Origin of the sequence: Actinosynnema sp. NPDC049800, assembly GCF_040656635.1 — a bacterium.
Taxonomy (GTDB): domain Bacteria; phylum Actinomycetota; class Actinomycetes; order Mycobacteriales; family Pseudonocardiaceae; genus Actinosynnema.
Map to the genome: position 1 here is coordinate 315,508 of NZ_JBFAMT010000004.1, position 16,841 is coordinate 332,348.

General features: G+C 68.6%; 9 protein-coding genes. All 9 read left to right on the forward strand.

The features are described from left to right. Positions 1-21: 21 nt before the first annotated feature. The 9 genes from pglX to AB0I91_RS08525 all read left to right on the forward strand — a co-directional run bounded on the left by pglX (position 22) and on the right by AB0I91_RS08525 (position 16,755). A complete protein-coding gene (gene pglX, locus AB0I91_RS08485) occupies positions 22-3,900 on the forward strand; it encodes a BREX-2 system adenine-specific DNA-methyltransferase PglX (RefSeq protein ID WP_499636093.1) in 3,879 nt (1,292 codons plus the stop codon). A 77-nt stretch (positions 3,901-3,977) separates the two neighbouring features. After that, on the forward strand, positions 3,978-4,664 hold the full coding sequence (locus tag AB0I91_RS08490; protein WP_499636095.1) for a hypothetical protein: 687 nt from the start codon (positions 3,978-3,980) through the stop codon (positions 4,662-4,664). Then, positions 4,661-4,987 (forward strand): hypothetical protein, encoded by a 327-nt coding sequence (locus AB0I91_RS08495; RefSeq protein ID WP_499636097.1) that lies wholly within the window; start codon positions 4,661-4,663, stop codon positions 4,985-4,987. Before AB0I91_RS08490 ends, AB0I91_RS08495 begins: the two co-directional genes overlap by 4 nt. Next, the gene (locus AB0I91_RS08500) at positions 4,984-5,748 is read left to right on the forward strand and encodes a hypothetical protein (RefSeq protein WP_499636099.1); all 765 of its coding nucleotides are present in this window, start codon (positions 4,984-4,986) and stop codon (positions 5,746-5,748) included. The genes AB0I91_RS08495 and AB0I91_RS08500 overlap by 4 nt, the downstream gene beginning before the upstream one ends. An 89-nt stretch (positions 5,749-5,837) precedes the next feature. Continuing rightward, positions 5,838-6,848: a hypothetical protein gene (locus tag AB0I91_RS08505; protein ID WP_499636102.1), complete on the forward strand. Its 1,011-nt coding sequence runs from the start codon at positions 5,838-5,840 to the stop codon at positions 6,846-6,848. A 151-nt stretch (positions 6,849-6,999) separates the two neighbouring features. Further along, the gene (locus tag AB0I91_RS08510; protein ID WP_499636104.1) at positions 7,000-10,686 is read left to right on the forward strand and encodes a DUF6079 family protein; all 3,687 of its coding nucleotides are present in this window, start codon (positions 7,000-7,002) and stop codon (positions 10,684-10,686) included. Then, the gene (gene pglZ, locus AB0I91_RS08515; protein ID WP_499636107.1) at positions 10,683-13,325 is read left to right on the forward strand and encodes a BREX-2 system phosphatase PglZ; all 2,643 of its coding nucleotides are present in this window, start codon (positions 10,683-10,685) and stop codon (positions 13,323-13,325) included. Before AB0I91_RS08510 ends, pglZ begins: the two co-directional genes overlap by 4 nt. After that, positions 13,325-14,647, forward strand: a complete 1,323-nt coding sequence (gene brxD / locus AB0I91_RS08520) for a BREX system ATP-binding protein BrxD (RefSeq protein ID WP_499636110.1) — start codon at positions 13,325-13,327, stop codon at positions 14,645-14,647. Before pglZ ends, brxD begins: the two co-directional genes overlap by 1 nt. Continuing rightward, positions 14,644-16,755 carry a DEAD/DEAH box helicase gene (locus AB0I91_RS08525; protein WP_499636112.1) on the forward strand — a complete coding sequence of 704 codons (2,112 nt, stop codon included), beginning with the start codon at positions 14,644-14,646 and terminating at the stop codon, positions 16,753-16,755. The genes brxD and AB0I91_RS08525 overlap by 4 nt, the downstream gene beginning before the upstream one ends. The last annotated feature ends 86 nt before the right edge of the window (positions 16,756-16,841 follow it).

Here is a 16,841-nt window from a genome sequence, read left to right on the forward strand (position 1 = left end):
GCTCCCCTACCCTGACTCCTCGTGACGTCGCCTTCCCTTGATCGCGCTCGACTGTTGGCTGACCTGCAGAAGCAGGTGCTCACTCTTGAGGAGGACCTGCGTGAGCAGGTCGAACGGCTGCCCGAGGTCAAAGGCCGGATGGAGGACCTGCACAAGGCCACGCTTACCTCGGCGACGTTCGGCACGTTCCTCGGCGAGCAGGTCACCCAGTCGGCCGTCGCATGGGTGTTGGGCACGGTGTTCGTGCGGTGGTCCGAGGACAACGGCCTGATCCTGCCCGTGCTGTCGGGACCGGGCGACCGTCTCGCCGAGGCCGAGGACGCGCAGACCGCCTTCTTCCGCCGGCAGCCGCACGCCACCGACGCGGACTGGATCGAGCAGGGCTTCGACTCTCTGCGACGCAGCGACGCCGGCGCGGCCCTGTTCGACCAGGAGCACAACCCGGCGTACCGCATCCCGATGTCGCACGACGGCGCCAAGGCGTTGATCACCTTCTGGCGGTCCCGCCGGCCGGACGGCTCACTGATCCACGACTTCCGCGACGACACGTGGAACACCCGCTTCCTCGGCGACCTCTACCAGGACATGTCTCAGGCGGCGAAGGACAAGTACGCCCTGCTCCAGACGCCCGAGTTCGTCGAGGAGTTCATCCTCGACTACACGCTGACGCCGGCGTTGGAAGAGTTCGGCCTGGAAGGCTTCCGACTGATCGACCCGACGTGCGGGTCGGGACACTTCCTGCTCGGCGCGTTCCACCGACTCGCGGACGCCTGGCGCGAGCAGAACCCGAGCCTGAGCGAGACGGAGATCGCCCGCAAAGCCCTCGACTCCGTCCACGGCGTGGACCTGAACCCTTACGCAGTCGCCATCGCCCGCTTCCGCCTCACCCTCGCGGCGTGGCGGGTAGCGGGTGTGCGCACCATCGAGCAGGCGGAAGGCCAGCGCTGGGCGGTCACTGTCGCGATCGGCGATTCTCTGCTGGCTAACAAGCGCGGAACACTCGACGGAATGGATGAGTTCGTCGGGATCAAACTCACAGCAGAGGATGTCGAAGACTTCCCGACCCTTCTCGACGAAGGTTCCTATCATGTGGTCGTCGGCAACCCACCATACATCTCGGCGAAAGACGCAGTACTCAACCAAGAATACCGCAAGCTCTACTCGGCCTGCCACCGCCAGTTCCAACTGACGGTACCGTTCGCTCAACGATTCTTCGAACTATCACGCCGCGGCGGCAAAGACCGCCGCAGCGCAGGCTTTGTCGGCCAGATTACGTCAAACGGTTTCATGAAGCGCGAGTTTGGCACCAAACTTATCGAGAGGTTCTTTCCAACGATCGATCTGACCCACGTTATCGACACCTCTGGGGCCTTCATTCCAGGCCATGGCACCCCGACTGTCATTCTTGTCGGCCGTCGCCGCCCTCCAGACGAGGGTCACGCCGTGCGAGCAGTACTCGGCATCAAGGGTGAACCGTCACAGCCAGTCAATCCGGCCAACGGGCTGGTCTGGACAGCAATCAACAACCAGATTAATGAGCCAGGCAGCGAGTCGGAATGGGTCAGTGTCGCTGATTTCCCTCGCACACAACTACACCAACATCCCTGGTCACTGAGTGGCGGCGGAGCCGATTCGCTGTTGCAGTTCCTTGCACTGCGTCCGACCTTTTCTGATTCGAATGCACGGGTAGGAACAGGCGTCGTGACTCGCGAGGACGACGTGTACATGGTCGGCACAGGCGCACTCCGCCGTCACCGGATTCCACCCCACCATCGCCTCCCTCTCGTAGAAGGCGATGTAGTACGCGACTGGCGCCTGACCGAACCAACAGGTTCGGTATGGCCATACACAGAGGGTTTGCAATCGGCCGACCACCCATCGATAATAGAACTTCTATGGCCGTACCGCGGCAGATTGAGTTCCCGCGTCGCCTTCGGCAAGAGTCAAATCGAACATGGCCGCTCATGGTTCGAATACTCGATGTTCTTCACTGGAAACTTCAACCTTCCCCTAACGATCACTTTCGCGTTCGTGGCAACACACAACAACTTCACCTTGGACAGGGGCGGCAAAGCCTTCAATCGATCGGCACCCGTCATCAAGCTACCTCCGGAGTCGACCACAGATGACTACTTGACTCTTCTTGGCGCGCTCAACTCATCTACCGCTTGTTTTTGGATCAAGCAGGTCGGCCATGACAAAGGAAACCGCGGAGAAGGTGGCGGTATAACAAGTTCGGCATGGGAGAGGTTCTTCGAACTCAGCGGAACACGGCTAGAACAGTTCCCACTCCCTTCGGGAATGACATCCAGCCGGGCAGAACGCTTGGACGACCTGGCGCAGCGGCTGTCCGCGTCGTCGCCGAAGGCTGTGGCTGATGTTCAGGTTCCACGCCATGATCTCCTCGACCACGCCTATACCGACTGGACTGACCTCCGCGCTCGCATGATCGCCGAGCAGGAGGAGTTGGACTGGGATGTCTACCAGCGCTACGGCTTGCTGTCCGACGCTGAAGCCGCCGAGGTAGTCATTCCCGACCCGGCAACGGTCCCGCCTCTCAAGCTCGGCGAGCGGGCCTTCGAGATCATCCTTGCCCGCAAGGTGGCTGCAGGCGAGACCGAAACGCAGTGGTTCGCGCGGCATGGCTCGACGCCGATCACCGAGCTGCCCGCCCACTGGCCCGAGGACTACCACCGCGTAGTGGAAGCCCGCGTCGCGCTCATCGAAAAGCGCCGGGACCTCGCACTCATCGAGCGTCCCGAGTGCAAGCGCCGCTGGGCCACCGAACCGTGGGAGAAGCAGCAAGAGCGCGCCCTGCGTGAATGGCTCCAAGACCGCCTCGAAGCCCGTCACCTCTGGTACGCCGAGGACACCTACGGAGTCGAGCAGCCGACCACGCGCTCGGTGTCCGAGCTGACCGACCTCATGCGCAACGACGACGACTTCACCGAGGTCGCCCGCTTCTGGGCCTCCGACACCCTGGGCAGCCAGGACATCGACCTCGCCGACATCGTCGCCGCCCTCATCGACGAGGAGCACGTCCCCTTCCTCCCCGTCCTCCGCTACAAGCCCGCCGGTCTCCGTAAGCGCGCCGACTGGGAACACGTCTGGGACCTCCAGCGCCAAGAGGATGCCATCGCCGCCGAACTGGGCAAGGAAGTCACGGACCCTGCAGTGCGCAAGGCCGTCGCCGACAAGCTCGGCACGATCCCCGTCCCCCCGAAGTACGGCTCGGGCGACTTCCTGCGCAACTCCTACTGGCGGCACCGCGGCAAGCTCGACGTCCCCAAGGAGCGCTTCATCTCCTATCCCGCCGCCACCCGTGACGGTGACGGGAGCCTGCTGCTGGGCTGGGCGGGCTGGAACCACCGGGAACAGGCGCACGCGCTTGCCGTCCTCATCAGCCACCGCCAGAACGAGGAAGGCTGGGAGCGAGACCGCCTCTTGCCACTCCTCGCAGGCCTGCACGAAGTGCTGCCGTGGGTGAAGCAGTGGCACGGCGACATCGACCCGGCCATCGGCGAGTCGCCTTACGTGGTCTACCAGGGGTTCCTGGACAACCAGCTCAGCGAGCTGCACATCGCGAAGTCCGACCTCGCGGCGTGGCAGCCGTCCGCCAGGGTCGACGTCTCGCCGCTCCCGCGTAAAGCCGGTGGTCGCGCTACGCAGTCCGCCGCACCTCGCCGCACCAAGGTCGACGTCTCGTTCACCCCGGAGCAGTTCCAAGTGGTGTTGGACTTCGCCCGCAACGGTCCGATGACCACCGCCCAGGCCGCCGAACTCACGGGCCTGCCGACCACCGCGACCCGCGCCCTGCTCAAGCAGATGGTCGAACGGGGCGATCTCGTGCAGACGGGGCAGAAGCGGGGCACGCGCTTCGAGGTGCCTGCCAACACATAATCCCGGGTTCGCCTGCGCCCCGACCCGCCACACCGCTACAGTCCGGAGCCGATTGACTACGGATCGCAGGGGGCGACGTGGGCGAGACATTCGTGTTCGGGTTCGAAGAAGGCGACGAAGAGGACCGTCGGCCACGTCGGAAGCAGGAAACTGCTCCCGACGTGGCCGACGTCCTGAGGGGGAGCGATTCCGGCGGCGTCGTGACCGTGACGGTCGACGACTCGGCCGACGTCCTGTCGGTGACGCTGGCATCGCAGTGGAAGCAGGCCGTCGACCCCAGGGCTCTGGGCTCGGTCGTCACGTCCGCGATGAACGCGGCAACCATGCAGGCACTGGCCAAGCAGGTTGAGCGGCCGGTCACCGAAGAACCACCTGCACCGCCAATCCCGCCGCAGGACAGCTCGCGCATCACTCTGGCAGAGGTGACGCGGCTCATGGACGCGGTCACCGCCGATTTGGAGCGCTTCAAGCGGCAGGTCGCAGAAGTGGTCGACAGGCCGGTGACCGCGGAGAGCCGAGGAGGACACGTGCGCGGTGCCGCGCAGCGCGGGCAGGTGGTCGACATAGCCGTCGACCCGGCCTGGGCCCACACAGCCCGCAACAGCGAGTTGGAGCAGGAACTCGTGGAGGTGCTCCGGGCGCTCCGAGCCCGCAGCGCTCCCGCCGACCTGACACGAGGGCCGCAGAGCCCTGCCATCGCCGAACTCACCGCGCTGGTGAGTGATCCGAACACACTGCTGCGCCGAGTGGGGTTGCTGCCATGACCGACATCTCCGTAGCGCTCGAAGCCATGCGCTCCGACGCCTCTCTGTGGACCGCCGCCGCCGATAACCTGGACCGACCCCGTTCGACGATCGGTGACCTCGTGATCACCGACGCGGAGATGTCCCAATGGGCGGCCGACCGGGGCTTGGACCGCGTCTACAACGACGCCCGCCTCGCGTTGGAGGACATGCTCACCCAGGCGATCGAAGCGTTCCGCGGCCTCGGCGCGAGCCTGCACGCCGCCGCGAACACCTACGAGAGCGAAGAAGAAGCCAACCGGTTGGCGATGGACCGCATCCACAACGAGAGGGGCGTGCGGTGAACCCGCTCGTGCAGCAGGTGGAGGAGAAGTCGCAGGACGCCCAGCAGAACGTCAAGGAGTTCTTCGACCAAGTCGACCGCCTCCTGAGCTGGGTGCCGGCTCCGCTCGAGTACATGATCGACCCCATCGTGCAGGGCATGCGGCTGCTGTCCGAGAAGGTGGCGGAGTTCTGGGATTACGTCGGTCACCTGATCGAGCAGTGGGGTGACCCCGACCGGCTCAAGCAGGTGGGTGAGCAGTGGGTGGCCCAAGTCGGCAACACACTGGGCGACATCGCGGGCACCGTCGCGATCGACGAGCTCCGGACGACCGTCGAGTGGGAAGGGCGCGCGGCCCGTGCCTACCACTCCGTGGTGCCCGCCCAGTCGGCCGGGTTGAACGCGATCAAGGACATCGCCAACCAACTGCGCGGTTCGCTCGTCAACCTGGCGAACGCGATCGAAACGTTCCAGATCACTATGTGGATCGCCTTGGGTGCGTTCGTGGTCGGGGCGGTCGGTGCGATCGCGAGTGCGTGCTCCGTCGTGGGGACACCAGTGGGCATCGCCGCGTTGAGCGCTGCCTGCGGCACGGCCCTCACGCTCATCGGCACGGCCGTGCTCGCGATGAAGTCCCAGGTCAACACGATGGAGGTCGAACAGACCACGATCATGCAGAAGATCCACGACCTCGGTTCGGAGTGGGTGATGCCCGATACCGCGGCGATGGCGGACGCCAGCGCCACCGATGGCGACGGGTCGGACTGGCGGCCGGGATCGTGATCCAGCAGGCATCGGGGCCGCCGCCGCTCGTGTGGATCTCAGAGCCCCGCGCCCGGCAGGTCCACGCTGCCTGCGCTTCGACGGGCCGGTTGTTCGCCGTCGCGAGCCCCGTGCTCGCGACGGCGATCGTGCTGCTCGGCCTGCGCCTCCCGACCGCGTACCACCCGATGAACACGATGGCGTGGATCATCGGCGCGGCTTCGGTGTTCACCGTGCTCTACGCCGCCTTGGGCCTGACGGGCATCAGATCCCTCCTCCAAGGCGGCTACCTCGACGCGGCGGGCGCGCGGAGGACGAGGCGGCTGTTGGCCGCGATGTGGGCGACCGCGGTGTTCTTCTCGTTCCTGGCCTGCTTCGCCTTCATCGGCACGATCGTGAGCCAGGTGGGCGATCCTGAACACCCGGAGGTGCGCTTCACGGTCGCCATCTGGGCGCAGCTGTGCCTGCTGGCCGCACCGCCGGTGCTGACCGGCGTCCTGTTCTTCGTGGGACGCCGTCTCCTGGATCCGATCCCAACTGCCGTCCGACAGGACGCGCCTCCGAGTGCGGACAAGGCAGGGTTCACGACTTACCCGCTGCCACCGCCGCCCCGGCGCCACGTGCGGATCCCGGAGGCACGTGCGCACGAGGTCCGCAGGGCCTGCGGACGGCTCGGTGCCGCCCTGATCACCGCCGGGGTCCTGCTGGCTCCGACGATCGTGCTGCTCGGTGACCGGCTGCCACCGCTCTACCCCGCGCTCGGCTTCCTCAGCTGGACGTTCGCGACCATCGGCGTGGTCCAGGTGTTCATCGCGGCCATCGTGCTCCGAAGTGCTCGCCGGCATGTGACGGGCGACCACCTGGACCTGCCTGAGGCGTTGACGACGCGCAGGTCACTGGGTGTGATCTGGGGACTCGGCCTGTTCTGCACCGTGTTCTCCGGTGCCGGCCTGGTACTGGGACTCTCGATGGCGACCAGCGGCCCGGCCGCCCGTTACCCGGCCGCCGCGTGGGTGGTGCTGTCGCTCATGGTCACGCCGGGAGTGCTCACCGGCATCGCGTTCTTCGCAGGCCGGCGGCTGTTCACACCACCGATCCTCGCACGACCACGTCGGCGTTGAGCCGAACGGGTGATGCCTGAAACGCCGAAGGCCGTCAGTCCTATAACGACAATCAGGGCCGCCCTCACCGTCGTGCGAGCCTGGTCCGGGTGGGCTGACCGGCGGCGATCCGGCCGACTACGGTGGGGCGGCTACCGTCGGTTTCGACAGAATGCGAACCAGGGGGTTCTCCAGCGTGACCACCGCCGGGCCGAGCACCGCGCCGCTGCTCCGGGAGCTGATCGACATCCCGGAGGGCGTCCACCGGGGCGACTTCGTCCTCAAGTTGACCGAGGGCGTCGACACCAAGCGTGACCAGGCGCTGAACAGCTACGTCGTCACACCCCAGCTCCGGGTGGCGTTCGGCGAGGCGCTCGGCCTGATCAAGTCCGCGCTGGACGAGCACAGCTCCAAGGCCGCCTATCTGCACGGCTCGTTCGGCTCCGGTAAGAGCCATTTCATGGCGGTGCTGCACGCCCTGCTCGACGGGCACCCCGGCGCCTTGGACCGGGCCGACTTGGCCGAGGTCACCACGAGGCATCCCTGGCTGGGCGCCAAGCGCTTCCTGCTGGTCCCTTACCACCTGACCGGGTCGGAGAGCCTGGAGGCCGCCATCCTCGGCGGCTACGTGGAGCACATCCGCCGCCACGAGCCGGGCAAGAAGATCCCGCAGGTCTACCGCGCCCAGGGGTTGCTCGATGACGCGCGGAGGCTTCGGGAGAAGCTCGGGGACGAGCGGTTCCTCGCCGGGTTCCCCAACGAGGCCGACACCGGCTGGGGCGACCTCGGCCAGGCGATGACCCCGGAGAAGCTGGACGAGGGGTTCGCCGCCCCGATCGGCAGCCCCGCGTCCGACGACCTGATCACCAAGGTCATCGAGGCGTATTTCCCGAACTACGTCGACTCTGTGCGGGGCTCGGCCAGCGCGTTCAAGCCGCTCGACCAGGGCTTGTCTGAGATCAGCCGACACGCCAAGGAACTTGGCTACGACGGCATCGTGCTGTTCCTGGACGAGCTGGTCCTGTGGCTGGCGGGCAAGATCGGCGACCAGGCGTTCATCAGCCGGGAGACGGAGAAGGTCGCCAAGCTGGTCGAGGCAGGCGACGCGCACCGACCCGCGCCGATCATCAGCTTCATCGCACGTCAGCGCGACCTCCGGGAACTGGGCATCGGAGCCGAGCGCACCGGCGCCGAACTCCAGTCGTTCCACGACCGGCTCAACCATTGGGACGGTCGCATCGAGCGCATCACGCTCGAAGACCGCAACCTGCCGCTGATCGCCCAGGAACGCGTCCTCAAGCCCCTGCCGGGCAAGGAGGAGCAGATGCGGCAGGCGTTCCAGCGGACGTTCGCGCTGCCGGGCTCCGTGCGGGACGTCCTGATCGGCGGGGGTGACGGCGGCTCGTTCGAGCGCACCTACCCGTTCAGCCCGGCGTTCATGGACACGCTGGTCCACGTGTCGTCGGCGTTGCAGCGGGAACGCACCGCGCTGCTGCTGATGCGCCAGATCCTGGTGAACCGGCGCGAGGACTTCCGCCTGGGTCAGCTCGTGCCGCTGGGCGACCTGTTCGACGCTGTCGCCGACGGTGCCGACCAGCCGTTCACCGAGCAGCTCAAGCACGAGTTCGAGGAGGCACGCACCCTCTACCAGCGCACCCTGCGGCCGATGCTGCTGCGCGACCGCGACCTGCGCGAGGAGCAGGTCGCGGGGCAGGCGGACGCGGACCCGGCCGTGCTGCGTGCGTTCCGTAGCGACGACCGCCTGGTCAAGACGCTGCTGCTGGCAGCGCTCGCGCCGGACGTGGAGGCGCTGCGCGACCTCACCGCCCGCCGGCTCGCCGCGCTCAATCACGGCACCATCACCGCGCTCATCCCAGGTCAGGAGGTCGGCGAGGTCGTCCGCCGCTTGCGCAGCTGGGCCAGCCGCGTCGCCGAGCTGCAACTCGGCGAGGGCAGCGACCCGAGCGTGCGGCTCAACCTGGTCGGGGTGAACGTCAACGCGATCCTCGACCGGGTCGTCTCGCTCGACCAGCAGCCCGCGCGCCGCAAACTGGTCCGCGAACTGCTCTTCTCCGAACTCGGCGTGACCGACACTGGCACGACTCCCGTCGAACACCCGGTGGTGTGGCGAGGCAGCCGGCGCACCCTCGAGATCGTGTACGGCAACGTGCGGGACCGCCAGGAGCTGCGCGACGACCTGTTCGAGCCGTCCGTGGACGGCCGCTGGCGGCTGATGCTCGACTACCCGTTCGACCCCGACAACCAGTCCGCGGCCCAGGACCGCATCCGTGTGCTCGAACTACGGGCGCTGGGGGGCAACCGCCCGGCCGTGGCGTGGTTGCCAGGGTTCTTCACCTCTGACGTGCTCGACAAGCTCGGCAGGCTGATCAAGGTCAACTATCTACTCGGCGACCGGGCCAGGCTCGAGGAGCACACCCGGACGATCGGACCCGAGGACCGCAGGCGCGCGCACGACCTCCTGGGCAACCTCCGGAGTTCGCTGCGCAACGAACTGCGGGACGCGCTGAAGAACGCCTACGGGCTGATCAGCCGCCCGAAGGAGGAGATCGTCCAGGACTGGAACGACCACCTGGTCAGCCTCGATGCGACGGTCAACCCCAAGATCGACGCCGGCCGTTCGTTCGCGGAGGCCCTGCGCTCCCTGGTGGACCAGCTCTACGCCGCGACCTATCCCGACCACCCCGACTTCGACCCCCAGCGCAAGGGCGACATCGTCCGGGATGCCGACCTCCGCACGACGCTCACGCTCGTCAGGATGGCCGCCGACGCGCCGGAGGGCCGCATCGAGGTCGAACGAGCCGACCGCGAGGCCCTTCGGCGGATCGCACACCCGCTCCGGCTCGGCGAGGAACACAACGGGCCGTTCGTGCTGGGCCGGTACTGGGCCGACGAACTGGACCGGCGTGCCGCCCAAGAGCACGGCGACGGGGAGCTGACCGTGCGGACCGTCCGGGGCTGGCTGAGCCACCTGGGCATGGAACGCGTGGTGGAGAACTTGGTGATCGCCGTTTTCGCCGAGCTGACCCACCGGGCTTGGATGCGCGGCGACCGGCGGATGGACCCGCCGGAGACGCCGAAGGACCTCGCCGACGACATGGTGCTCTACCGGCAAGCCCTGCCGTCGGTAGAGCAGTGGGAGACGGCCTGCCGGCTGGCGGAGGCCCTCACCGGCAGGTCACTGCGGACCGCCGTGATCTCCCCGCGTGCCGTGGCGAAGTTCTCGCGGGCCGTGCGGGCCAAGGTCGACCAGGTGCGCCTGCCCGCCGTGGAGCTGGTGGAGGTGCTCGACCAGCACGCGATCCGTCTCGGCTTGGACCTCGGCGCGTCCTACGGCCGTTACCGGGTGGCCGTCGTCGCCCGCGACCTGGTGACCGGGCTGCACGCGGTGCACGACCCGACCAAGCTGGTCGAGGCGCTCGCGGACGCCGACCTCGGTGGCGTCGAACCGATGCTGGTCAGCAAGTCGCTGGAGTCGGCCGGCGAGGTGGCGGGTGCGTTGCGGACCGCCGACTGGGACATCCTCGACATGCTCGACGACCCCGCCGCCGCCGAGGTGGCGGCCGAGCTGCGCGTGGGCGCGAACGCCAACGAGCACGCCGTGCCCATGCGCAAGGCGCTCGACCAGGCGAAGCGTCGCCTGATCACGCTGTTCCGGCCGCCGAAGCCCCGCCCACAGCCCCCTGGCGGCACCACTCCCCCGCCGGCGCCGGAGCCCGCGCCCGGTGCGCGTCAGGCCAAGGGCAGCCTCGGTGACGTCCTCGGCGAGCTGCGAAAGTTCGGCGAGGAGCACCCTGACGCGACCATCGAGGTGACGTTCCGCGTCGTGGAGGGCGGATGATCTCGACCGACCTCGACTCCGCGATCGAGAACGCCGTCGTCAGCCGGGTGACAGACATCGTCGAGAAGCTGGACGCGGCGGGCAACGGGAACCCCGGACGAGTCGTGATCGGTGTGCGGACGCGGCACGAACCGGTGTGGCACGGACCGGCCGAAGGTGAAGTGCGCGGGCACCCCGTCCGCTACGTCGCCTGCCCGTCGGTGCTCTCCGTGCTGTCCGCGCTGGCCCTGCCGCCGGCGGACGGCTCGACCTACGAAGTGCTGGTCGTGCTGACCGACTGCGACGAGGAAGAACTCGGCGACGCCGTGAGGGCGCGGCTGCACCGGGAGCAGCTGCACGAGGTGAGCAAGTACACCCTGCTGCAAGACCTGCTGCGGACCAGGCAGCTCGACCCGCGCCTGCGCGGCCGGGACAACGCCTGGCTGGTCGACGCCCTGGTGCAACTGGCCCGCACCGGAGGGCTGCCGAACACGACCGGGCTGTCGTTCGGCCGCGACGTCGCGTTGCGTCACGTCGTGCGCAACCGGTTGGCGGTGGACCACGCGACGCTGGACCTCAGCGCGTTGATCACCGCTGTGGACGACCTGGCGACCGTCACGCGGTGGCGCGAACTCGGGGCCGACGAACGCCGGGGCATCACCGAGCACCTCGTGGAACGTCTGGGCCGCGCCGCCGACGTGGTGCTGCGCTTGGCCGCCGGCCGGGACGACGTGGTCCCCGAACTCCTCGTCGCCGACGTCCTGACCCGTGCTCCCGAAGACGACGTGACCGCCGCACGGGCGTTCGGCGCGTTCGCGCACTCGCGGTTCGGGTCCGACGAGCCGTCCCGCGCCGACCTGAGTGTCGCGGCGTCGGCTGCCATGGAACTCGTGTCCCGCTCCGACACGCAGCGGGCCTGGCAGCAGGTCCGCCACGCGGACGCACTGCTGGCCCAGCTGAACGCCGTGGAGTTGGCGCACCACAGCCGACTGCTGCCCAGCGGACTCGTCTCGCGCATGGAGCGCGCGGCGACCACGCTGGACGAAGCCGACCTGCTGGCCGTCGAGGAGCACCACGCCACGGGCGACCAACGACCACAGGTCCGCAGGTTGCGCGCGGCGGTTCGGCTGCGCCGCTGGCTCGACAGTTCACCGCACGACATCACCACGGTGCCGGACGCGCTGCGACGCCACGCCCGCGACCTGGCGTGGGTCGACGGCGAGCTCACCCAGGTGCGCCGGGGCTCGTCGAACACGGTGGTGGCCAAGGCTCTCGGCCGGATCACGAAGCGCGCGGGAGCCCGACGCGCAGAACTGGACCGGCAGTTCGCACGAGCCCTGCCCGAAGCCGCCTACACCCGCCCGGACGGCGTGGGCACCGTCGAGACCCTCCTGCGCGACGTCGTCGGACCGCTCGCCCGCAAGCACAAGGTGCTACTGGTCGTGGTCGACGGCATGTCGGGCGCGGCGGCGGCCGAGATCGCCGGTTCGATCGAGGACAACCCCCGTCTCGGCTGGACCGAGGTGGTGCGGTCGCCCGGTGGGGGGCGAGAGGCGGTGCTGGCCGCGTTCCCCACCGAAACGGCCTACAGCCGGACGTCGCTGTTGACCGCGTCGCTGGCCGCCGGGACCGCGGACGACGAGCGCCGGGCGTTCCCCAAGCACGGGTTCTGGCCGCCCCGAACGCGGGCGGTACTGGTGCACAAGGCGGGCGTAACCGGCTCATCCGGTGCGGATCTCGGAGCCGAACTGGACGCGGAGTTCGCCCCGCGCGCCGAGCCGCAGGTCTTGGCCGTCGTGCTGAACACCGTCGACGACGCGTTGAGCCGAGGCAGGCAGGCGGAGGACCCGGCATGGGGCTATCGCGACGTGGCGCACCTGCCGGAGCTGCTCGACCGGGCCGCCGAGGGTGGCTGGGTCGTCGTGCTCACCAGCGACCACGGCCACGTGTTGGAGCACGGCTCCGAACACCGGCCGGACGCCACCGGCGGCGCCCGCTGGCGGTTGCCGAGCGGTGAGACGCGACCCGATGAAGTGGTGTTGACCGGTCCGCGGGTCTTGGTGCCCGGCGGGACGGCGGTGCTGGCCGCCTCGGAGGACATCCGCTACGGCGGTCGCACCCACGGCTACCACGGCGGCGCGGCCCTCGCCGAGGTGGCGATTCCGCTCGTCGTCCTCCTCCCGCCGGGTGTCGAGGAACTGGACGGGTGGTCGGTGCACTCCCAAGGCGCACCGGACTGGTGGACCGGTCGTCGGACCGCCGGACCGCCGAAGCCGTCGCCCGAGAGCAAGCGGCGGACCCCTAGGACACCCGCGCCCCAAGCGGACCTCTTCGCCGAGGACACCGTGTCACGTGGCACCCTTCTGATCGCCGGCGAGACGTTCGTCAACACGCACAAGGGCCAGCCCGCCAACCGGGTCCTGAAACCGGAGGTCTTCCGGGACGTGGTGGACGCCGTGCTCACCGCCGGGGGCAGGTTGCCCGTCGCGGACGTCCTGCGGGCCGCGGGTACCCCGGGGCGCAACCCGCGTGGTCTGGTCGCGGCTCTCGGTCGAGTGCTGAACATCGACCAGTTCCCAGTGGTGGACCTGATCGACGACGGGCGCACGGTCGTGATCAATGAGAAGCTGCTGGACGAGCAGTTCCCCGAAGGACGCTGATGAAGACCGTCAGTCCGGCACGCAGACGTGCGGTGCTCGCGGCACTGCGGCGCGGCACCGTGCCGGAGAGCGGCTTGGACTTGTTCGCCGTCGGGATGGACCGGCTCGCACCGACGTTGGACGAGGAACTCGCAGCGTGCGCCGCGGGCGGGGCGGGGTTCAAGGCGGTGCGCGGCGAGTACGGCGCGGGCAAGACGTTCCTCGCCCGCTGGCTCGCCGAGCGGGCCAAGGCCGTGGGCATGGCGGTCAGCGAGGTGCAGGTCTCCGAGACCGAGACGCCGTTGCACCGCTTGGAGACGGTGTACCGGCGGCTCTGCGAGAACCTGACCACCGCGGTCAGCCCGCCCAGTGCGTTCCGCTCGGTGCTGGACAGCTGGCTGTTCGCGTTGGAGGAGGACGTCCTCACCGAAGGCGACGTCGACGACTCCGATGCCGACCGGCTCGGTGACGCGGTCGACGCGTTGCTGGAGTTGAGGCTCGGCCAGATCGCCCGCACCACGCCCGGTTACGCCGCGGGCCTGCGCGGCTACCGCAAGGCCGTGGCCGTCGGGGACGGCGACACCGCGGACGGCCTCGCTGCCTGGCTCGCGGGTCAGCCACACGTCGCAGCCGGCGCCAAGCGCACGGCGGGCGTCAAGGGCGACATCGACCACTTCCAGGCATTGGGCTTCCTCCAGGGTCTGCTGACCGTGCTGCGCGACGCCGGGCACCCAGGCCTGCTGTTGGTGCTCGACGAGATCGAGACACTTCAGCGAGTTCGCGGCGATGTCCGGGAGAAGGGGCTCAACGCGCTGCGCCAACTGCTGGACGAGATCGACGCGGGCCGCTTTCCCGGCCTGTTCCTGGTGATCACCGGGACGCCGGCGTTCTTCGACGGGCAGCAGGGCGTGCAGCGGCTCCCGCCTCTGGCGCAGCGGCTGGCCACGGATTTCACGACCGACCCGAAGTTCGACTCCCCTCGGGCGGTTCAGCTTCGGCTGCCCGGGTTCGACCTGGTCAAACTGGGGGAGCTGGGACGGGCGGTGCGCGACCTGTACGCGGGCGTGGCACGCCACCCCGACCGCGTGTCGTCGGTGGTGGATGACGCGTACATCGCTCAGCTCTCCGATGCGGTCACCGGCGGTCTCGGTGGCCAGGTGGGTGTGGCGCCGCGGATCTTCCTGCGCAAGCTGGTCGCCGACGTGCTGGACCGCGTGGACGAGCACGACGACTTCGACCCGCGCAGGCACTACGCCCTCACCCTGACCCGGTCCGAGCTGACGGAGGTCGAGCGGAACGCCGCAGCGCGCTCCGCCGACGACATCGAGCTGGACCTGCCGTGACCACCGGCCTCGACGGCCTGCACCCGGCGCTGGTGCACCACATCGTCAACACGCTTGGGTGGGGTTCGCTGAGGCCGTTGCAAGCCGAGGCGGTGGGGCCGCTGGTGGACGGAGACGACGCCGTGCTGCTGGCACCCACCGCCGGGGGCAAGACGGAAGCAGCCTGCTTCCCGCTGCTCAGCGCGATGGAGCGGCACAAGTGGACCGGCCTGTCGGTCATCTACGTGTGCCCGCTCAAGGCACTTCTGAACAATCTCCACCCCCGTTTGAAGGGCTACGCCTCGTGGCTAGGGCGGCGGGTCGGCCTGTGGCATGGCGACACGACCCAGGCCACTCGCCAGAAGATCCTCCGCGACCCGCCGGACATCCTGCTCACCACGCCGGAGTCCTTGGAGGCGATGCTCGTCAGCGTCAAGGTGGAGCACGGCACGTTCTTCGCCGGTCTCCGCGCGGTGGTGGTGGACGAGGTGCACGCCTTCGCCGGGGACGATCGAGGCTGGCACCTGCTGGCCGTCTTGGAGCGCCTGACACGGGTGGTCGGGCGACGCATCCAGCGGGTCGGTCTGTCCGCGACGGTCGGCAACCCGCGTGACCTGCTGACCTGGTTGCAGGGTTCCGGTCAGGGGACGCGCCCGGCTCGGGTGATCGCGCCAGGTGTCACCGGCGCCGCGGTGAACCCCGCCTCGGTCGGCGAGATCGAGCTGGACTACGTGGGCTCGGTGTCCAACGCGGCCACGGTGATCTCCTCGCTGCACCGAGGGGAGAAGCGGCTGGTGTTCTGCGACTCGCGACAGCTGGTGGAAGAACTGGGCGAGGCGATCCGGAGCCGTGGCGTCACCACGTTCCTGTCTCACGCGTCCCTATCCGTGGATGAGCGGCGGCGAGCTGAACTGGCGTTCGCCGAAGCCCGCGATTGCGTGATCGTGTCCACGAGCACTTTGGAGCTGGGCATCGACGTGGGCGACCTGGACCGGGTCATCCAGATCAACGCTCCCAGCTCAGTGGCGTCGTTCCTGCAACGCCTCGGGCGCACCGGTCGCCGGGCCGGGACAGTTCGCAACTGTCTGTTCCTCGCCATCAGACGCAATCAGGTGCCTTGGGTTGCAGGGCTACTTCTGCTGTGGAGCAAGGGGTTCGTCGAACCGGTCACCGCGCCGGCACAGCCGCGGCACATCGTCGCGCAGCAACTGTTGGCGCTCGCGCTCCAGGAGAACCGCATCGGCGACCGGCTGTGGGTGGAGGGGTGGAACGGCTTGGCGCCGTTCGACCGCAGCGCCGAGCCGATCCTGCGGTACCTGGTGGACAACGGCTTCCTCGACCGGGACGGCGACCTGCTGTTCATCGGTCCCGCGGCGGAACAGCGCTTCGGGCGCAGGCACTTCATGGACATGACGGCGGTGTTCACCGCGCCGCCTCAGTTCACCGTTCTGCATGGCCGCCGCGAGATCGGGCGCACCGACCCTGCGCTGCTCACCGAGAAGGTGGAGGGGCCTCGTCTGCTGCTCCTGGGTGGCCGGAGCTGGAAGGTCGGTTGGATCGATTGGAAACGGCGTCGCTGTTTCGTGGAAGAGGCAACCGGTGGCGGCAAGGCCCGCTGGCACACCCCTGGGTTGAGTGGTGCCTCACTGGAGCTGAGTCGCGCGGTTCGGGACGTGCTGCTGGGCAGTGATCCGCCCGTGAAGATCACCCAGCGGGCTCAGCGCGCGTTGACCGAGGAGCGTGAGGACGCGAGCAGCACCGTCCACCCGGGCGGAACGGTCGTGGCCCGTGACGGCATGGACGTGCGCTGGTGGACTTGGGCGGGCTATCGGGCGAACGCCACCCTCGCCTCGACGCTGTCCGAACTGACCGATGCCAAGCAACGCGCGGACGACGCGTCGATCCGGCTCCGCACTGACGTCACAGTGGACGGGTGGCGGGCGGCGCTGACGGACGCAACTGAGCGCTTGTGCCTGCCGGAGGTCGACGAGCGGGCACTGGAAGGCTTGAAGTTCGGTGGAGCGCTCCCCCACGCGCTCGCGACGGCGACCCTGGCGGCGCGGCTGGCCGATCTCGACGGCGCGTCGGCGGTACTGGCGGAACCGAGCCGTTTCACCGTTACCGGCTGAGGTGCCGCCGACCGGGTTCCTCAGCCGATCCGGTGTAACGATGACACGTCCACGTTCTATATGTCTCACAACGAATCATGCCGAAC